At 29.2% G+C, this 20047-nt stretch carries 23 protein-coding genes; 20 read left to right on the forward strand and 3 right to left on the reverse strand.

The window, feature by feature from the left end:
* The first annotated feature begins 125 nt into the window (after window positions 1–125).
* From DR024_RS11950 to DR024_RS11960, 3 genes are all read left to right on the forward strand, one after another.
* Window positions 126–1022 (forward strand): MurR/RpiR family transcriptional regulator, encoded by an 897-nt coding sequence (locus DR024_RS11950; protein ID WP_027098354.1) that lies wholly within the window; start codon window positions 126–128, stop codon window positions 1020–1022.
* A 128-nt stretch (window positions 1023–1150) separates the two neighbouring features.
* Window positions 1151–2020, forward strand: coding sequence for an SDR family oxidoreductase (locus DR024_RS11955; RefSeq protein WP_027098355.1), 870 nt, complete (start codon window positions 1151–1153; stop codon window positions 2018–2020).
* Window positions 2021–2408: 388 nt separating this feature from the next.
* Window positions 2409–2849 carry a hypothetical protein gene (locus tag DR024_RS11960; protein WP_027098356.1) on the forward strand — a complete coding sequence of 147 codons (441 nt, stop codon included), beginning with the start codon at window positions 2409–2411 and terminating at the stop codon, window positions 2847–2849.
* Window positions 2850–2874: 25 nt separating this feature from the next.
* Here DR024_RS11960 and DR024_RS11965 read toward each other — a convergent pair whose 3' ends face one another.
* A complete protein-coding gene (locus DR024_RS11965; protein ID WP_051195966.1) occupies window positions 2875–3405 on the reverse strand; it encodes a ferritin-like domain-containing protein in 531 nt (176 codons plus the stop codon).
* Between the two features lie 89 nt (window positions 3406–3494).
* Here DR024_RS11965 and DR024_RS17760 point away from each other — a divergent pair, with 89 nt between their 5' ends.
* The 3 genes from DR024_RS17760 to DR024_RS11975 all read left to right on the forward strand — a co-directional run bounded on the left by DR024_RS17760 (window position 3495) and on the right by DR024_RS11975 (window position 4707).
* Window positions 3495–3638 carry a hypothetical protein gene (locus tag DR024_RS17760; protein WP_167539559.1) on the forward strand — a complete coding sequence of 48 codons (144 nt, stop codon included), beginning with the start codon at window positions 3495–3497 and terminating at the stop codon, window positions 3636–3638.
* A gap of 149 nt (window positions 3639–3787) precedes the next feature.
* The gene (locus tag DR024_RS11970) at window positions 3788–4300 is read left to right on the forward strand and encodes a deoxycytidylate deaminase (protein ID WP_051195967.1); all 513 of its coding nucleotides are present in this window, start codon (window positions 3788–3790) and stop codon (window positions 4298–4300) included.
* 212 nt (window positions 4301–4512) lie between these two features.
* Entirely contained in the window at window positions 4513–4707 is a 195-nt protein-coding gene (locus tag DR024_RS11975) for a hypothetical protein (RefSeq protein WP_027098358.1), read from the forward strand.
* Window positions 4708–4758: 51 nt separating this feature from the next.
* Here DR024_RS11975 and DR024_RS11980 read toward each other — a convergent pair whose 3' ends face one another.
* Both DR024_RS11980 and DR024_RS11985 read right to left on the reverse strand, forming a co-directional pair.
* Window positions 4759–6495 carry an ABC transporter ATP-binding protein gene (locus DR024_RS11980; protein WP_111918882.1) on the reverse strand — a complete coding sequence of 579 codons (1737 nt, stop codon included), beginning with the start codon at window positions 6493–6495 and terminating at the stop codon, window positions 4759–4761.
* A 1-nt stretch (window position 6496) separates the two neighbouring features.
* Window positions 6497–8236 (reverse strand): ABC transporter ATP-binding protein, encoded by a 1740-nt coding sequence (locus DR024_RS11985; RefSeq protein WP_055184410.1) that lies wholly within the window; start codon window positions 8234–8236, stop codon window positions 6497–6499.
* 215 nt (window positions 8237–8451) lie between these two features.
* Here DR024_RS11985 and DR024_RS11990 point away from each other — a divergent pair, with 215 nt between their 5' ends.
* The 14 genes from DR024_RS11990 to licT all read left to right on the forward strand — a co-directional run bounded on the left by DR024_RS11990 (window position 8452) and on the right by licT (window position 20030).
* On the forward strand, window positions 8452–9345 hold the full coding sequence (locus tag DR024_RS11990) for an SPL family radical SAM protein (RefSeq protein WP_049177891.1): 894 nt from the start codon (window positions 8452–8454) through the stop codon (window positions 9343–9345).
* A 21-nt stretch (window positions 9346–9366) separates the two neighbouring features.
* Window positions 9367–10047: a pseudouridine synthase gene (locus DR024_RS11995; RefSeq protein WP_055184412.1), complete on the forward strand. Its 681-nt coding sequence runs from the start codon at window positions 9367–9369 to the stop codon at window positions 10045–10047.
* A 151-nt stretch (window positions 10048–10198) separates the two neighbouring features.
* A complete protein-coding gene (locus tag DR024_RS12000; RefSeq protein ID WP_027098363.1) occupies window positions 10199–10351 on the forward strand; it encodes a zinc-ribbon domain-containing protein in 153 nt (50 codons plus the stop codon).
* A 302-nt stretch (window positions 10352–10653) separates the two neighbouring features.
* Complete coding sequence (locus tag DR024_RS12005) at window positions 10654–11304, forward strand: pentapeptide repeat-containing protein (protein WP_027098364.1); 651 nt, start codon at window positions 10654–10656, stop codon at window positions 11302–11304.
* Window positions 11305–11415: 111 nt separating this feature from the next.
* On the forward strand, window positions 11416–11892 hold the full coding sequence (locus tag DR024_RS12010; protein WP_111918884.1) for a pyridoxamine 5'-phosphate oxidase family protein: 477 nt from the start codon (window positions 11416–11418) through the stop codon (window positions 11890–11892).
* A 227-nt stretch (window positions 11893–12119) separates the two neighbouring features.
* Window positions 12120–13259 (forward strand): murein hydrolase activator EnvC family protein, encoded by a 1140-nt coding sequence (locus DR024_RS12015; protein WP_111918886.1) that lies wholly within the window; start codon window positions 12120–12122, stop codon window positions 13257–13259.
* A 14-nt stretch (window positions 13260–13273) separates the two neighbouring features.
* Window positions 13274–14194: a permease-like cell division protein FtsX gene (gene ftsX / locus DR024_RS12020; protein WP_172458946.1), complete on the forward strand. Its 921-nt coding sequence runs from the start codon at window positions 13274–13276 to the stop codon at window positions 14192–14194.
* Between the two features lie 164 nt (window positions 14195–14358).
* Complete coding sequence (locus DR024_RS12025) at window positions 14359–15057, forward strand: response regulator transcription factor (protein ID WP_049177663.1); 699 nt, start codon at window positions 14359–14361, stop codon at window positions 15055–15057.
* Complete coding sequence (locus DR024_RS12030; protein WP_172458947.1) at window positions 15041–16405, forward strand: sensor histidine kinase; 1365 nt, start codon at window positions 15041–15043, stop codon at window positions 16403–16405. The genes DR024_RS12025 and DR024_RS12030 overlap by 17 nt, the downstream gene beginning before the upstream one ends.
* Window positions 16406–16461: 56 nt before the next feature.
* Window positions 16462–16701 carry an SHOCT domain-containing protein gene (locus DR024_RS12035; RefSeq protein WP_055184421.1) on the forward strand — a complete coding sequence of 80 codons (240 nt, stop codon included), beginning with the start codon at window positions 16462–16464 and terminating at the stop codon, window positions 16699–16701.
* Between the two features lie 150 nt (window positions 16702–16851).
* Entirely contained in the window at window positions 16852–17304 is a 453-nt protein-coding gene (locus DR024_RS12040) for a hypothetical protein (protein ID WP_027098370.1), read from the forward strand.
* 106 nt (window positions 17305–17410) lie between these two features.
* On the forward strand, window positions 17411–17671 hold the full coding sequence (locus DR024_RS12045) for a hypothetical protein (RefSeq protein WP_055184424.1): 261 nt from the start codon (window positions 17411–17413) through the stop codon (window positions 17669–17671).
* Between the two features lie 10 nt (window positions 17672–17681).
* On the forward strand, window positions 17682–18929 hold the full coding sequence (locus tag DR024_RS12050) for a Y-family DNA polymerase (RefSeq protein ID WP_055184426.1): 1248 nt from the start codon (window positions 17682–17684) through the stop codon (window positions 18927–18929).
* Window positions 18930–19193: 264 nt separating this feature from the next.
* Entirely contained in the window at window positions 19194–20030 is an 837-nt protein-coding gene (gene licT, locus DR024_RS12055; RefSeq protein WP_027098373.1) for a BglG family transcription antiterminator LicT, read from the forward strand.
* Window positions 20031–20047: the final 17 nt, after the last annotated feature.

Below are 20047 nucleotides of genomic sequence, written 5' to 3' on the forward strand. Positions count from 1 at the left end.
TTGTAATATGTCAAAAATGAATGAAGTTTGTTAAAAGACTTTCAATTATTTATTGATTAATTATTAACATAATGATAAAATTAAATTGCAAATTATATAAGTTTTTATGAATAGGATGGTACATGATGGATAACGAGCTAAATGAACAAGGCAAAGACTTAATGAGATTGATTCAAGTAAAATTTCCTAGGTTAAGTAAAGGTCAGAAGTTAATTGCTGAATATATACTAAAAAATTATGATAAGGCTGCTTTTATGACAGCTGCAAAACTTGGAATTTCTGTAGGAGTTTCAGAATCTACTGTTGTAAGGTTTGCTAATGAATTAGGATTTTCAGGATATCCAAAGCTTCAAAAAGCATTACAAGAGCTAATAAAGAATAAATTAACTACTGTGCAGAGACTTGAACTTTCTAATGACTTTGCATCTCATGGGGCAGCTCTAAAAGGTGTGTTAAAGGCTGATATGGAGAATATAAGAGCTACTTTAGAAAAAATTAATCCTTACACCTTTGAAGATGTGTTAAATTCTATATTTGAAGCTAAGAATATTTACATTATAGGTCTAAGAAGTTCTACAGCACTTGCTGAATTTTTAGGGTTTTATTTAAATATAATACTTCAAAATGTAAGAATAGTTAGTTACGGAATTTCAGATATATTTGAGCAAATGATAAATATAGGTGAAGGGGATTTAGTTATTGGAATCGGGTTCCCTAGATATGCTACAAAGACAATAGATGTTCTAGATTTTTCTAAAGCTAGAGGAGCTAAGGTAGTTGCTATAACAGACAGCTTACTTTCACCATTGGCTGCAAAGGCTGATAGCACATTAATAGCTCAAAGTAATATGGCATCTTTTGTTGACTCATTAGTAGCGCCACTTTCTGTTATAAATGCACTTATAATAGCAGTGGGAATGAGAGAAAAGGAAAACATTGCAGATATATTTGCAAACTTGGAAAATATATGGCAAGAATATAATGTGTATTCATACAATAATAGGAATGTAGCAGATGATTAATATTTTAAAGTACTATGAGAATAGTAGTTATAGGTTAGGAGAAGTTGTTTTGCAACTTCTCCTAATTTATTATTATTTACTTAACTAAAGGAGATACTAAATGTAAATTCTTTTAGGAGGTTTAAATAATGATTGAAAAAACGTTTCCAAAAACTTTTCCTACTAATACAATTAAGGAACAACCTGGTGTTGAGAAAAATATGAATCCTAGACCTATTTTTCAACATGAGGAATATGACGTAAAAGGGGATAGACTCAAAAATAAAGTCGCTATAATAACAGGTGGAGATAGTGGAATTGGAAGAGCTATTTCTGTAGCATATGCTAAGGAAGGAGCCAAAGTTTGTATAATTTATTTTAATGAAGAAGGGGATGCAAATGAAACTAAATCAATTATAGAAGGTATAGGAGGTGAATGTCTCTTAATAAAAGGTGATATTGGGGATGAATCCTTCTGTAATAACGCTGTAAAAACAGTAATTGAGAAATACAATAAAATAGATATTTTTATTAGTAATGCAGGTGAACAACATCCAATTAATAATTTGGGAGAATTGACTTATGCTCAAATAGATAGAACTTTTAGAACTAATATTTATGGAGCACTATTTATGTGTAAGGCTTTAGAACAACATTTAAAGGAGGGTGCAAGTATTATCTTAACCACATCAATTACAGCTTATAATGGTCATGAAAGGCTAATTGATTATTCTGCAACTAAAGGAGCATTAACTTCCTTAACAAGATCTCTTGCTCTTATGTTTGCACCAAAGGGAATAAGGGTAAATGCTGTTGCACCAGGCCCTATCTGGACTCCTTTAATTCCATCAACTTTTACAGCTAAAGAGATTTCTAAGTTTGGTTCTAAGACAGCTTTAAAAAGGGCGGGGCAACCAGTTGAACTTGCAGAAGCATATGTGTTTTTAGCTAGCCAAGGAGCTTCCTTCATAACAGGAGAAACTATTCATGTTAATGGAGGGGAAATAGTTAATAGTTAATAAAGGTAAAAAGAATAATAGAAAGAAGGAGGAGAGATTGCTTTGCAATTTCTCTTTTTCTATATAATTATATAATGATGTAGAATAATAATTTAGTTTGTGTAATTATCCCATATGAAAAGCTATAGCATAATATGTATTAAAGAGAGTACGAGGTGATATTATGAATTCAATTGAAATTGGTATTTGTATCACTGTAGCTTTAATGACAACTTTTGTTGAAGTATATCCATATATACAGCCAATGCTAAAAAATCGTAGAGAAAATAGATAAAAAATTGGTGAGAAGCTTCTTAAAATTAAATTTATCTTAAAACTTTGGAGAAATGTATAAAGTATATGTAAAAGGTGGTAAAATTAAGGTATAAGTATAAAAGGAGGGATAATTATGATAGATCAATTAAAAGTGGCTATTAGTGAAAAGGATATCGACAAGGCACGTAGGGTGATGGTGAGTGAGTTACTTACAACTGATTATCCCCATGAAGTATTCAGGGATGCTATAGATTTAGCTGATGCATACGGGATTTTTGAAGCACATGATAGGGAAAAATTATTATCAGACCCTAAAGATTGGACAGAAAGTTATTTTCAAAAGCTTAAAGATGGTTTAAACAATAACTTTTCTAAAGAAAGATTTATGAAGTCATATTATGTTGCTAGAAAACTTGAAAAGGAAACAGGTACACCTAAAGAGGAATCATGCCCTGTTAGTGTATATGATGAATATAAAGATTTCTTTTTATTAGCTCAAATAGGAGCAGCAGTAATTGGTGCTGCAGCTGTAGGGATAGGTGTTTGGCTTTATAAGAGAAATAAGAAAAAATAGTTTGTAAATACTTAAAACCCCTGATTTATTCAGGGGTTTTTACATATTTAGCATAAAGCTCTTTAAATATTTTAAGATGAAGCTCTTCATCTAGAATTATTCTTTCTATTATTTTAACTATGTTAGGATCAGAAATTTCATTTAGTGCTTTATTGTAGTCTCTTATGGCAACAACTTCAGCTTGTATATCGTAATCTAAGTATTCTTTTAGAGTATTTCCATAATCAACAAATTTACCATTCCAATAATAACGTTTATCTTTTTTCTTTATCCAATAGCGAGGGTCTTCTCCTAATAGCAAAATGAGTTCTCCTAGCATTTCTAAGTGGTGCATTTCAACCATAGCAATTTCTCCAATTGCTTGTGAAACAGCAGGACAATCTTTAAATAATTTAAACTTATGGTATACATATTGGTCTATTGCTGTAAATTCAGATACTATACCTGAGTAATTGTGTAATAATATATTAGCATAACGTGAGTTTTCTTTTTCAACTTTTATTTCTGGATAAGGAAGATCTACATGGTAAGATATATTATTCTCATTATTTAACATTTACATTCTCCTTGAAAAGTTCTTATTATAAAATATGAGTGAGTTTGGAATAATATTAATTACAAATATAAATAAAAGGAGAAGATTTTATGGCACACAAAAGCAATTCAGAGAAGTTTGAGAATATGGCTAGAGTAGGAAACTTTACTAAGAATGCAGTTGAAAATTTTGAGGAAAACATAGTAAATAAAAAGAATTATTTAGAAGAAGTGAGTTCTAAAAAGTCTCAGTAGGTTTAAACCTACTGAGAAAAGATTAAGTTATGAGCTATAAGGAGGATTACTTGCTGTGTGTTCAGCGTTATACTATATACTATGAATAATTTACAATTATGTGATTATGTAAAGAGAAAATATGATATAATTTTTGAGGGAGTGGTGATATGGAGAGTATAACTTTTAAAAATAATGATTTAAGTGAGTGGGACAAGACCTTTCTTCAGAGCCTATCTCTTTATGAGAGACATTCCAAGTGCGCTGCTAAGAATGTTGCTTGTATACTTACTAAAGATAATAACATTCTTTCTATAGGTATTAATGGAACATTGCAAGGTAAGATAAACTGTAATGAATTATTTAAAAAGAGTAGCAATAAGTGGTTTAAAAAGTGTATAGATAATGAATGGATAGAAGCTAAGAATGGGGAACATTCAAAGTGGTCTCTACTAAATGAAATTCATGCTGAAATGAATGCCATAAAAAAGGCATCTCAGAATAACGGATTCAATTTAGATGGAGCTACAGCTTATGTTTCATATTCACCTTGCTTTAATTGTGCTAAAATGTTAGTTCTATTTGGTATAAAAAGAATTGTATTTAGAGAGGCTTATGATGATATCAATGAAGTAAGTGATTTTCTTAAAGAAAATGAAATAGAGCTTGTAAAAGGTGAATAAGGTACTAGGTAAAAAGATAAAAGGGATAATAAAATATGGTGAAGAAACACTGCTAGAGCTTGAGTTTCTTTTTTGTTTAACGTCTAGGTAAGAATGAACTACAGTCTATGTAAGGGATGTGAGGAGAGGGGCGTTAATCAAAAACGGATTATGGATTTGTAGGTGAAATAAAATTTTCTAGCGATAATTTTAATAAGGAATCAAATTATTGTTTGAACATTATTACAAAAAATGGACAGAGTTACAATTTAGTTTTGTTAGCTATTGATAAGGAAAGTGAGAATGGCATTGTAACAATACCATTTATATTCTATAATTTCTTAGATTCTAATGGTAAGACAATAGATAAAGCTGTCTTAACTAAGGATGGAGATGAAATAACTTCAATTGATATAATTAAAAATTAGTATTTCACTGATAAATTTAAACTCCCCCTGCGTAAAGCAGAGGGAGTTTTCTTATTCTTTAACAAACTGGCTGTTATAAAGATTAGCGTAGAAGCCATTAGCTGCTAATAGTTGTTCGTGTTTTCCTTGTTCAATTATCTTACCAGCATTCATAACTAGAATACGATCAGCTTCTTTTATTGTTGAAAGTCTATGGGCTACAATGAAGCTTGTTCTACCTTCCATCATCTTATCAAAGGCCTTTTGAATATATATTTCTGTCCTTGTATCAATGCTGCTTGTAGCTTCATCTAGAATTAGCATTGGTGGTTTTGTAAGCATGACACGAGCAATACATAACAGTTGCTTTTGTCCTTGAGATATATTACTTCCATCATCATTTATAAGAGTATCATATCCATTTGGTAATCTCATTATGAAGTTGTGAGCATGAGTAGCTTTAGCAACTTCAATAATTTCTTCATCTGTAGCATCTACCTTACCATAAGCTATATTTTCCTTTACAGTACCAGAGTATAACCATGTGTCTTGAAGTACCATTCCAAAGTTTCTTCTTAAACCTTCTCTAGTTAAATGAGTTATATTAGCATTATCAACTTTAATTTCTCCTGATGTAACATCATAGAACCTCATTAAAAGGTTTATTATTGTGGTTTTACCACATCCAGTAGGGCCAACAATAGCAATTCTATTACCTGGTTTAACCTTTAAATTAAGGTTTTCTATAAGTTTTTTATTTCCTGAATAAGAGAAATTAACATTATTTATTTCTAGATAACCATCTGCTTTAACTAAGGATATTGCATCCTTATCTTCTGGAGTTTCTGGTAGCTCATCTAAAAGATTAAATACCCTCTTGGCTGATGCAAAGGCTGTTTGAAGTTCAGTAACAACTCCTGATATTTCATTAAATGGTTTAGTATATTGATTAGCGTAGGAAAGGAAACAAGATATATCTCCAATAGTAAGTTTCCCTTTTATAGCCAATAATGCCCCAATAATACCAACTGCAGCATATACAATACCATTTACAAATCTAGTAGAAGGATTAGTAAGTGATGAATAAAATTGAGATTTTACTCCAGATTCATATAACCTAGCATTTATTTCTTTAAATTTTTCCTCTGCTTCATCTTCATAAGAAAAAGCTTTTACTACCTTTTGATTACCAAGCATTTCTTCAATGTAACCACTTAATTCACCTCTTGTTGCAGATTGAACCTTAAAGCTATTGTGTGATTTTTTAGCAATAAAGGAAGCTACAAATAATGAAAGTGGAGTAACAAGTACAACAACTAGGGCTATTGAAACATTTATTGATAGCATAAATAGTAATGTTCCAACAATTGTTACAATACCTGTAAAAAGTTGAGTAAAACCTTGAAGTAATCCATCAGATATTAAATCAATATCATTTACAACTCTGTTTATAATATCACCATGGGGATTACTATCTATATACCTTAAAGGAACTTCATTTATTTTGCTAAAGGAAGCTATGCGTAAATCCTTAACTGTTTTTTGGGTAACAATATTTGTATATAAACCCATTAACCATTGAAATAAAGCACCTAAAATAATTGTTGCCATAAGAATAACTATTATTTTTAAGATTCCATTAAAATCTACATTGTTTGGTCCAATTATTAAATCTATTCCTTTACCTATTAAAACTGGTCCTAGTAATGTAAATGTAACTGAAAAAAGAGCGCAAATTAAAGCCATGATTAAGTAACCTATATATGGTTTTGTAAACTTTAAAAGCATTTTAACAACTTGTTTATCCATATTAATTATAAGCCTCCTCTCTAGTCAGTTGGGATAAGCATATTTCTTTATAGACTTCTGAGTTTTCAAGAAGTTCTTCATGAGTTCCAATTCCAGCTAACTTTCCATCATCTAAAACTACAATTTTATCTGAGTTTTTAATTGAAGATGCACGTTGAGAAACTATTATTGTAGTTATCTCTTTAGCATGTATATTTAATGCTTGTCTAAGTTTTAAATCAGTAGCAAAATCTAAGGCGCTTGAACTATCATCCAAAATTATTATTTTAGGAGAACCTACTAAAGCTCTTGCTATAGTAAGTCTTTGTTTTTGGCCTCCAGAGAAGTTTTTACCTCCTTGAAGAACAGAGGTATCAAGGCCGTCCTTAAGATTACTTACAAAATCACTACATTGCGCAATATCTAGTGCCATTAAAATTTCTTCATCACTAGCATTCTTATTAGCCCACTTCATATTTTCTCTTAAGCTTCCAGTGAATAATACAGCTTTTTGTGGAACTATGCCAAATAGATTTCTTAAGTCTTTAATAGAGTAATTTTTGATATTTTCTCCATTAATAAAAATTTCACCTTCAGTACTTTCATAGAATCTTGGAATAAGGTTTACTAGAGTAGACTTTCCTGCTCCTGTTCCCCCTATAATTCCTATGGTTTCACCTTTATTTATTGATAATGAGATATTCTCTAAAGAATATTGCTTTGAATTATTATAGGAAAAAGAAACATTCTTAAATTCAATTATTTTAGATGAATTATTAGTAGCTTGTACCTTAGTTGAGCTAGAAGCTTCTTTAATACTTGATTTTGTATCAAGAACCTCATTAACTCTAGTTGCAGAAGCAGATGCTTTTGTAAATATAATAACAAGGTTTGCAACTACTATAAGAGTTAGAAGTATTTGAGTCATATAGTTTACGAAAGCTATTATTTCACCTTGTGTAAAATTACCGTTATTTACGCCAATACCTCCAAACCAAACTATAAAAGCTATGGAGAAGTTCATAATCATGAAGGTTAATGGATTTAAAAGTGCAGATAGCTTACCTACCTTTATAGCTGTATTACTGTGGTCTAATGCTGCTATATTAAATCTATCTTTTTCAACTTCTTGTTTAGAAAAAGCTCTTACAACTCTTACCCCCTCTAAGTTTTCCCTAGTAATTAAAGAAATTTTATCTAGCTTTTTCTGAATTACCCTATATAGAGGAATAGATTTTCCCATTACTAAATATAAAGTAAGTACAATTAGAGGGATAGATAGGAAGAATATTAGTGAGAGTTTTAGATTTATAAACATAGCCATTATTGCTGAACCTAAAATTATAAATGGAGCTCTAACCCCAAGTCTTATAGCCATAGCTACAGCAACTTGTAGTTGGTTTACATCATTTATTATTCTTGTTATTAATGATGGAGTTCCTATATTATCAATTTCTGAGTGAGAAAGACTATTTATATGACGGAAAAGCTCATTTCTAAGCTTTGTTCCAAAACCTTGAGAGGCTTTAGCAGCAAAGTACTGACAAACTAGGGCTGATCCTAATCCTACTATACCAAGAATTATAATCAATATACCCATTTTAATTATGTATGATGTATCATAAGATTTAACTCCAATATCGATTATTTTTGCCATTACTAGAGGAACAATAAGTTCTAATATTGCTTCTAGTAGCTTAAATAATGGACCTAAAAAGCATTCCTTTTTAAAGTCCTTTAAATAAGGTATTAGTTTAAACATTTTTATCAAATCCTTTATATATCTTATTTTTAACGAATTTATTATAGCATTATCAAGTTGGTAAAGGAAGGGAATTAAGTAGAGAAAAAAAGGGATAAATCAAAATATGAAGGTGATGTGGTATAATATTAAAAAGTTTCTTATCTGGATTTAAGTAATAGGACATAAAGATGTCTTATTTATAGGTTTAAAATCCTTGTAAGAGGAGGATTAAAATGTATTATATAGATGCAAAGCAAATACTTTCGGGGTATGCAGAAAACAATAGGTGGTTTGGATTAAATTATAATATGAATCTTTATAAGGGGTGTTCACATGGATGCATTTATTGTGATTCAAGGAGTGAATGTTATGGAGTTAAGAATTTTGATTCAGTTAGGGCTAAAAGAAATGCATTAGATATTTTAAATAAAGAATTAAAGAGTAAGAGAAAAAAAGGGGTTATAGGTATTGGAGCTATGAGTGATACATACAATCCTTTTGAAAGGAAACTTAACTTAACTAGAGGAGCCTTAGAGCTAATTAATAGATATGGATTTGGAATAAGTATTGCAACTAAAAGTGACTTAATTCTTAGAGATATTGATATACTTAAAAAAATTAGTAATCATTCACCGGTTTTAATAAAGATAACTATAACTACTTTCCATGATAGTTTATGTAGAAAGATTGAGCCTAATGTAGTTCCTTCTTCAAATAGATTTGAAGCAATTAGAAAGTTAACTAGTGAAGGGATTTTTACAGGTATATTACTAATGCCAGTACTTCCTTTTATAAATGATAATGAGGAAAATATTAGATCCATTGTTAGAAAAGCTAAGGAGTGTGGCGCTAAATTTATATTTGCTTATGGAATGGGGTTAACCTTAAGAGGCAATCAAAGAGAATACTATTATGAAAAACTATCAAAACTATTCCCTAATGAATTTTTAGTAAAGAAGTATATGAATATATATGGAGAAAAGTATGAATGTTCTTCTTTAGAACATCGGAAGTTATGGGATATATTTAAAAATGAATGTGAAAGATGTGGAATTCTTTATAAGATGAATGATATTATAAATGCATATAGAAAAAATTATGAGGAAACTCAAATTTCATTATTTTAAACTGCAAATGAGGACATTTATATGAGAATTAATAAGTTATTAAGCAATTATGGATACTGTTCTAGGAAGGAAGCTAATAAGCTTATTCAAGATAAAAGGGTTATAGTGAATGGAGAACTAGCAATTGAGGGGCAATGGGTTGAAGAAACTGATACTATACTTTTAGATAATGTAAGAGTAAAACCTAAGGATAAGGTATATGTTGCTTTTAATAAACCAGTAGGAATTGTTTGTACAGCAGCAAAGGAAACTGAAAATAATATTATAGATTACATTGATTATCCTGAATATATTTTTCCAATTGGAAGGTTAGATAAACCTTCTCAGGGATTGATTTTGTTAACAAATGATGGAGAGTTAGCTGATAAAATATTAAGCGCTGAAAACTATCATGAGAAGGAGTATATAGTTGAAGTAGATAAAGATATAGATGATGAATTTATTTTAAATATGTCCAATGGAATTAAAATAGGGGATAGGATAACTAGGAAATGCCAAGTTAAAGCTTTAGGTGAAAAGAAGTTTTCTATTATATTAACAGAAGGCATGAATAGGCAAATAAGAAAGATGTGTAAGTCTTTAGGATATGAAGTTACATTTTTAAAGAGAATTAGAATTATGAATGTTTTAATTGACGGAATAGAAGAAGGAAAGTGGAGAAATCTGAGTATTAAGGAAATAAATACTTTAAAAAATGGATAAAATTTAAAACTATATTGATATTGAAGGAAGTTTGTGGTATTATTGATGCGTAAAAATAAAGAGTTTAGATTATGAGTGAATATATATTTCTCCTTTATGAGAGTTATATTAGTCAAATTTGAATCTCTTTATAATTTAAGGAGGAATATCAATGCAAGATAAAGTAATTACATGTAAAGACTGTGGTCAAGAATTCACATTTACAGTAGGAGAACAAGAATTCTACAAAGAAAAAGGATTCGAAAACGATCCAGTTAGATGCCAAGCTTGTAGAAGAGCTAAGAAAGAAAGAAACAGACAATAATTATGATTGTTATGAGCTATAAATTTAATTTATAGCTCTTTTTTAATGTAAGGAAAATATAAAACTTTAATTAGCTATAAATCAAAGGGTTTGTTACAATTTCATGTTAAAAACTATAAAATCAAGGATAATAATTTTATAGTTTCCTTACCTTAAGTAGGAAGTGAATAAATATCTATTCCACCTTTTTTAATAAATTTAATTAGATAGATAACACAGAATAAATATTGTAAGGTATAAGTATTTGCTATATACTAGTAAAAGTTAGTAATAAAAAATGAAGTTAGGTATTTGGAGGCAAAATGGATAAGAATAAAAGTAAGGGATTCCATTATAATAAAGAAATAAAGCAAAATAAAAACTTTATGTATAGTGATTTAAGAAGAAGCAATTGTTATGGCACAGATTTTACAGGATCAAATTTTAACTTCTCAAGTTTTAGAGGAGCACATTTTAAAGGCTGTAATTTCTTTAGTTGTACTTTTAGGGGAGCAGAGTTTATAGGAACTAATTTAAAAAAGAGCAAGTTTAGAAGAGCTGTATTTGAGAATGCTGTTTTTGAAGGTGTTAACTTAGGTGATGTAGATTTTAGAGATGCAGAATTTAAGAATGTTATATTTGTAGGATGCGACCTATCATCTGCAAAGAGCTTAGAGTATAAGGAAAGTGAAGTAAGAGTTTTTGATGAGATTCCAGAATTAGATATAAGTAAAGAGCTAGAAGAGGCAGTACTTAAAGCTATGGGAAATGAGAAGGTAAAGAGTTCAAGAGTATTAGATACTAAGGATGGAGGAATTAATCCTATAAGTATCATGATATTATTAGAAAAATTCAGTGAGAAGAATTTAATTTCAGGATTAAATATACTGTCTGATAGATTAGATAGAGATTTCTGTACCTTAAGTTACATAACAAAGTGTATTGAAACTTATGGTAAAGAGGGAATTCTATAAAGAGTAACAAAGAAACTAGACTAATGTTTGGTTTCTTTCTTTGTAAATATTTAGTGATAATAAAATGAAATGATAAAAATTAATTAGGTAGAAAGGTTAAGAGGGGGATATATGTTTAGAGAAATGAGAAGAAAAAAGCAAGAGCTATCATATGAGGAATGCATAAGTGTACTTAACAAATGCACATCAGGAGTTTTAGCTGTAGAAGGTGATGATAGTTACCCATATACTGTTCCTTTAAGTTATTCTATTAAGGGAGATGAGCTATATTTTCACTGTGCAAAGATTGGGCACAAGCTTGATTCTATTAAAAGAAATAACAAGGTTAGCTTTTGTGTAATAGATAAGGATGAAATTATTCCTGAGAAGTTTACTACACATTATAGAAGCGTAATAGTATTTGGTAAAGCTAAAATAGTTGAGGATGAGAAGGAATGCAAAGATATACTTATGACTTTAGTAGAAAAGTATTCTAAGGGCTTTGAAAAAGAAGGAGCATTAGAAATTGAAAAGGCCTTAAAAGCTACAAGCTTAGTTAAAATTAAGATTGAGCATGTTACTGGAAAAGTAGCAAAAGAGCTTATATAGGTATTATTGTAAAAGAGACTATATTGGAGTAGTATAGTCTTTTTTTTATGTATATGAAAGTATAAAGTTTTAATTATGTATAAATCAAAGGGGGGATTACATTCTGTGACTTGGAGCTTGCTACGGAACAAGCAAAATAAATATCTACCACACCTTTTTTAATCTTCATAATTGCTTCAAAAGTCTAGTGTATAATCTAAAGCTAATTCAAGGCGGAGGATTAAGTGATGAAAAAGAAGATGATTAAATATTTGACTATATTATTAATTTGTAATATTACAATCAATTATATTGAAGGTCCTATTAGAGTACATGCTGATACACTTCAGGAAAAGAAGGATAAGAAAGAGGATATAGAAAATAAGCTAGAAGCTACTAACGATGAAAGAAAAGCTATAGAAAAGGAAAGTGCAAAGCTTCAGGAGGAGCTAGATTTAGTTAAGACTAAAATGGACAAGCTTAATGAGGAAATTAATACCCTTAATAAAGAAAATAAGAATATAGAAGAAGAGATATTAGAGGTGGAAAAAGTTCTTGAGGAAAATTATGAGATAATAAGAAGTATTATTAAAATTCAATATGAACAAAAGGTTGGGGGATATTTATCTATACTTTTAGAGGCTAAGGACTTTGGAAATTTCCTTAGAAGGTTAGAGGTAGTTTCAAATTTAATAAAGAATAATGATGAAACTATAAGAGAAATTAAAGAGCTTCAAGTTGAGTTAGAAAGCAAAAAAGAAACTTTAACTAAACAAATGGATGAGATTAATAAAAATAAGATAATAGTAGAAGAGGAAAAGGGTAGACTAGATAAATTAAATAAAGAAAATAAAGCTAAGGTTAAAAAATTAATTAAGCTTCAGGGAGAGTTATCTTCTCAGATTAAACTTACAGAGAAAGAAATATCAGAGTTAGAGTCTAGAGGACAAGAAATAAATAATGAGATAGTTTCTTCTTCAGGTGGAGGAAGTTACAATGGAAGTAAGATGGCTTGGCCAGTAATAGGATATACTACTCTTTCGTCAAAGTTTGGATATAGAATACATCCTATTTCAGGAGAAAAGAAGTTACATACTGGGATTGATATTCCTGCACCAGCTGGAACTCCTGTAGTGGCTGCAAATTCTGGAACAGTAATAATATCTAGATATGATAATTCTTATGGTAATATGGTTGCAATTGATCATGGTGGCGGAATTGTTTCTTTCTATGCCCATAATACAGAAAGACTAGTTAAGGTTGGAGATAAGGTTTCAAAGGGGCAGAAGATTTCAACTGTTGGAACAACAGGATATTCTACAGGAAATCACCTACATTTTGAAGTTAAGAAAAATGGAACTTTTGTAGATCCAATGAATTACTTATAGTGGGAGGGGAAATGATGAAGTCTTGGACAATAAAAGCACTATCTAAAGATGGTTTAAGAAGTATAAAAAGTAATAAGTTATTGGCTTTTGCAGCTATCTTAACTTCAGTAATATCATTTACCTTACTTGGAATATTTTATTCAATAATAGATATTACTAATGACAATATTATAAAACTTCAAGAGGAAGTAAGAGTTGTAGCTTTCTTAGAGGATGAGGTTGAAGAATCAGAAGTATTAAATATAAAAGAAGATATTGAAGATATAAGTGGTGTAGAAAGTGTTATATATGTTCCTTCAGATGAAGGGTTAGAAGCTTATAAGCGAGATATTGTAAGTGAAGAAGACGATGATATGATGAGAATAGTTGAGGAAGCAATAGATAAAGGAAATAATCCAATTCCTGATACTTTAGAAATAGAAACAGAAAATATAAATATTAATGAAGAGGTAATGAATAAAGTGTTAGAATTAGAAAATATTTACAAGGTTTCTGATGGAAATTTAATCACAGATTTTCTTAAGACAATGAGTAAATATGTAAGAATTTTTGGTATAGTACTAATTCTAATATTAGTTATTTCATCAACTATATTAATATCTAATGTAATAAAGGTTTCAGTTTTTGTTAGAAAAAGAGAAATTGGAATTATGAAGTATATTGGAGCAACTGATAACTATATTAGATTACCTTTCATAATAGAGGGGGCAGTAATAGGAGCTTTAGGAGCAGGAATTAGTGTTTTAATGGTATCCATAGTTCATTCATTGGTTAATACTAATATGTCTGAAACATTAGTTAGTTTTATACCAGGTTTTTATATTACACCTTTAGGAAATATAATGATTATTTTATTACCATTACTTTTCTTCATGGGAATAACTATAGGGGTTGTAGGAAGCCTAATATCATTAAAGAAATACTTAATAGTATAGAATAAAGTCTATAGGAATAGTAGTTTATTTAGCTACATTCTTATAGACTTTTCGTGGTATTCTATAGAAAGCTTATGGAGCAAATATGAAGATTCCCCATAAAAAATACATAAGTTCTTGATAACTTTACAAATAATATTAAGAAGAACATTTAGGAGGAAGACATGTATTTAGATGTACTAATCGTTGAGGATGAAGAAAAAATTTTGGATGTAATAGAAGCATATTTAAAAAATGATGGATTTAATACAATAAGAGCAGTAGATGGTGAAGAAGCTTTAGAAAAGTTTGAAATATTTTCTCCTGATATTGTAATTTTAGATTTAATGTTACCGGATATTTCTGGGGAGGAAGTATGCAAAAGAATAAAGAAGGAGTCTAATACTCCTGTAATAATGCTTACAGCAAAATCAGCTGAAGAGGATATTTTAAATGGATTTTCTTTAGGATGTGATGATTATGTGGTAAAGCCTTTTAGGCCTAAGGAGTTAGTTGCAAGAGTTAATTCGGTATTAAAAAGAACTTTAGGAATAGATAATATGAGTGAGCTAATCTTTAATGATGGAGAATTAAAGATTAATTTAAAGGTAGGAGAGGTCTTTAAAAATGATAATCTTGTTACATTAACTCAATCAGAATATAAAATATTACAAACTTTAGCTACAAATCCTAAAATAACTTTTACTAGGAATGCATTAATAAGCAAACTTAATGATGAATCAGCAGCTTTTGATAGAGTCATAGATACTCACATAAAGAACCTAAGGGCCAAGATAGAAGAGAATAGCAGAGAGCCAAAGTTTATAGTTACAGTTTATGGCGTTGGATATAGATTTGGAGGGGAAAATGAGAACACTAAATAAAAGAATGTTTCTATCTTTTATGATTATTTCCTTTGCCATTATATTTTCAATTAGCTTTACTTTTAGATATTTTATAGAAAAAAGTTTTAATTCTTATATAGAAAGTTGCAATGTTGAAAGAATGGATGAGATAGCAAGAAGCTTAAGCTATGCCTATTCTAATGATACTTGGAATAAGAGCTTTATAGAGGAGGTAGCTTTAAAAGCCTTAGATGATGGACTTATTATAAGTATTCATGATAATAAAAACAATTTAATTTGGAGTACTCATGAGGAGCATAGGGGACGATGTGAATCTATGATGAAAAATGCCTTTAGTAATAAATTAAATAATGGAATGATAAGGAGTAGTTTAAATATTACTAAGAATGGAGAAAAGATTGGGAATGTACATATAAGCCATTATGGAGCTTACTATAGGGATGTTGATACAACCTATTATGATACTTTAAACAAAGTTTTAATTATCATAACTATTATGGCAACTATTTTATCCTTAATTATAAGTTTAATACTTTCTAAATCTATTAATAAACCTATTTATAAGGTTATAGATACAGTTAAGCTATTGGGAAAAGGAAAATATAAGGAAAGGGTAGATAATAGCAGTAGTATAGTAGAAATTCAGGATATGATAGAGTCAATAAATATTATGGCAAAAAGACTGGACTCTCAAGATGCTATGAGAAAGAGATTAACTAAGGATATAGCTCATGAATTAAGGACACCTATTACCATAATTTTAGGACAACTTGAAGCTATTAAGGATGGAATATGGGAGCCAACAGAGGAAAGGCTTAATGGAATTTATGAAGAGATTCAAAGGATTGATAGGTTAGTAAATTCCTTAAATAGTTTATCAAAGATTGAGGAAGAAAATGGGACATTACATAAGGAAAAAGTGGAGATATCTGAGCTTATAGAGAACATATTTATAAATTTTGAAAAAGAACTTCATAATAAAAATATAGATGGACAGCTCCACTTAAGTAAATGCGAAATAGAAGTTGATAAGGATAAAATTAGTGGAGCAATTATAAATCTAATATCGAATGCTTTAAGATATACTGAAAATGGTGGTTCAATTAATATAAAAACATTTGTAAAAGAAGATCACTTATTTATTGAAGTAGAAGATACTGGCATAGGCATAGCAAAAGAGGATATTCCTTATGTTTTTGAAAGATTTTATAGAACAGATGAGTCAAGAGCAAGGGTTACAGGAGGTGCGGGTATAGGACTTTCAATAACTTTAGCAATAGTTGAAGCCCATAATGGTACAGTTTATGTTAAAAGTGAATTAGGAAAGGGAAGTAAATTTATAATAGAACTACCTTTAAATTCATAATTTCTTCATAAGACTTTTTTATAATTATATTAGATTTAAGAAAGGTGGAAAAATTTATGTTTGGATGCAGTATTTCTAATGTAGGAACAATGGGCGGTGGCTCATTAATATTTGGTTTTTTATATTTAGGTTTTAGAGTAGCTGTAGTTGGATTAATTATATATCTACTATTTAAATTATTTAATGGAGGAAACAATAATAATAAAGTTATTAATGTTTTAAATGAAAGATATGCTAGTGGTGAAATAAGCTTTGAGGAATATGAAGAAAGAAAGAGTAATTTAAATAGAAAGTAATATAATTTTATAATTTTCTTATCTCAGTATGAGAGAGGAGGATATTTGTTTTACTGATGAGAGGGAAGAAGTGAAACAAATATCCGTTTTTTTACAGAAAAAATAATGTATAATAAGATTGTAGAATTAATTTTTAAGAGGGAATAGATTATGAAGAAGAAGGTATTTGTAATACTAGTGGTGATTATTTTATCTATAGGTGGATATGCACTTTATAAGGCAATAAATTTAGATCCAAGTATAAATTCTATTGAAGAGATGGATGTTATGAAGTTTGAAGGGGTAGAACATTTTCCAATGTTTAGTATAGAAGAAAATTTTAAGGATAAAGACAAAGGTAATATAGCAAAAATATTAAATGCTTTAAAGGATAGAAGTAGGAAAAATGATAAAGTTCTATTAAGCAATAGTAAAGGGTATTCTATTGATATGATGTATAAGGAAAAAAGTAATGAAGAAATTTTAACACAATATAAATATAAGCTATGGGTTAAAGATGAAAGTGTTTATATAACATTACATTCAAATGAACAAAAGTGTTATAAGTTAGGTGATGAAAGCGCAAAGATAATAATTGAATATATGGAGTCTGTAGTTGGATAAAAAACCTCCGAGAAATCGGAGGTTTTTTAGTTAAGAATATCTTTACATAAGAACGGGTGTTCTGTTATAATAAATACGAACAAATGTTTGTATTGGAGTGGAAGTTATGAAAGTAGTATCAAAATCAATTGATGTTATAGCATGCTTTGAAAAAGGTGGTATAGTAAAACCTTTAAGGTTTAGAATAAGTGAAGATGAAGGAGAAAAAGTAATTAAGATAAATAGGGTAGTAAATAGGGAAATAGAAAAGCTTGCAGGAAATGTAATGGAGAAGTTTGTATGTATAGCTTCAGTTAATGGAGTAGAAAGAATTTTTGAAATTAAATATGAGTTGCTAACTAAAAAGTGGATTCTATTTAAGTTTTAGGTGAGTTAATATGAGTAGTAGAATAATATTTCATATTGATGTTAATTCAGCTTATCTTTCGTGGACAGCAGTAAACCTTCTTCAACTTGGGAAAAGTACAATAGATATTAGAGAAGTACCTTCAATAATAGGAGGAAAAACAGAAGAGAGGCATGGAATAGTATTAGCAAAATCAATACCTGCTAAAAAATTCAAAATTAAGACAGGAGAATCTACTTATGAAGCTTTAAGAAAGTGTCCTAAGCTATTAATATATCCTCCAGATTATGGTCTATATATGCAAAGCTCTAATGCAATGTATAAACTTTTATGTGAATATTCCCCTAAGATACAAAGGTTTTCTGTAGATGAGGTATTCATTGATGTATCGCATTATAAAGAAAATTATATGGAAAAAGCAGTAGAAATTCAAAGTAGAATAAGGAATGAACTTGGGTTTAATGTAAACATAGGTATAAGTACTAATAAGCTACTTGCAAAAATGGCAAGTGATTTTAACCCTAAGAATTCTATTCATACACTTTTTGAAAATGAAATAAAAAAGAAGATGTGGCATTTACCCGTAGAGGAGATTTTTATGGTTGGTAGGGCAACAAAGAAAAAGCTTGAAAAGTTAAATGTAGAAACTATAGGTGAGCTTGCAACTTATAATGTTGAAATTTTAAAGAGTACATTTAAAAGCTTTGGAATAGTTCTTCATAATTATGCAAATGGAATAGATTCTTCAGAGATAAGAAGCACAAGCTATATAAATATGAAAGGTTTAGGTAATTCAACTACCATTCCATGGGATGTTACAAAGAGAGAGGAGGCTCTAAGGATTATTCTTTCTCTTGTAGAAATGATGAGTTTAAGGCTTAGAAAGTGTAATAGTTTGTGTAGAGTGGTTGTAATTTCTATTAAAAGTAATGCCTTTGAAAAATATAGTCATCAAAGGAAGATGGAGAATTATACAGATTGTACAATAGATATTTATAGAGAAATAGTTAAGGCTTTTGATGAAGCTTGGAGTAATGAGCCTATTAGGCAGATAGGGGTAAGGGTTACTGATTTATGTTCAAATGAATTTTTTCAAACCTCACTTTTTGATGGTGAAAGGATTGATAAACAAAGGGCACTAGATAAAACTTTAGATTCTTTAAGAAGCAGGTTTGGAAGTAAATCGGTTGTTAGATCAACTTTTATTAATTCTGGCATAAGTCCTTTAAGTGGAGGTAATGGAGAAGAGGACTATTTGATGATGAGTAGCATACTTTGAGGCAAGAAGGTAAGAAGATAATTAAGATAAAAGAGATAAGATGGGTAATAGGGATAAAATGGTGGTTATAAATTAAGTAAACATATACATTTTTTTTGAAAATATAGTTGTCAATTTAAAAATCATGTGATAATATAACTATACTGATATGAATATTGAAGGATTGTTACTGGTAAGGCAGGCAAAACCTATAGTTTATTGATTTGGAATAAGCTGTAGGTTTCGCTTGCCTTATTTTATTAGAAAGGGAGGTCTAACTAACAAATGAGAATCGATAAGATACTTAATAATAACGTTATTACATCTATAAATGAAAATGATGAAGAAGTTATCATTATGGGAAAAGGAATTGCTTTTAATAAAAGATGTGGTGACATAGTTATAAAGGATAAGATAGAAAAAGTATTTGTATTGTCTAATCCTAATATGAATAGGAAGTTTATAGAGTTAATAAGTAAAATTCCTTTAGAATATACAGTTTTATCAGAAAAAATAATTTCCTATGCAAGGAAAGAATTAGATAAAACATTAAATGAAAATATTTATATATCACTGACAGACCATATTTATAATGCTATACAAAGACAAAAGAGTGGAATTGTAGTAACAAATGGATTAATATGGGAAACTAAAAGGCTATATAAAGAAGAATATAAAATAGGGCTGAAGGCATTAGAAATGATAAGTGACCAATTTGATATTAGACTTCCAGAAGATGAGGCCGCTTTTATAGCTTTACATATAGTTAATGCTAATTTAAATGAGGAAATACCTATATTAATGGATATAACAAAGATTATCCAAGAAATACTTAATATAGTGAAATATAATTTTAATATAGAATTTGATGAAGAATCATTAAGCTATTATAGGTTTATAACACATCTAAAGTTCTTTGCACAAAGACTTTTTAATAACAAAATAATTGTTGAAGATAATGATAACGAATTGTATGAAATAGTAAAAGAGAAATATAAAGAGGCTTATAAGTGTGTTAACAAAATAAGAAAATATATATTGAAGGATTATAATTATGATTTAACTAAAGAAGAAATGCTATATTTAATAATCCATATAGAAAAGTTAGTAAACAAACAGTAGGATTATTATTAATATAA

It is taken from the genome of Clostridium paraputrificum (genome assembly GCF_900447045.1).
GTDB lineage: Bacteria > Bacillota > Clostridia > Clostridiales > Clostridiaceae > Clostridium > Clostridium paraputrificum.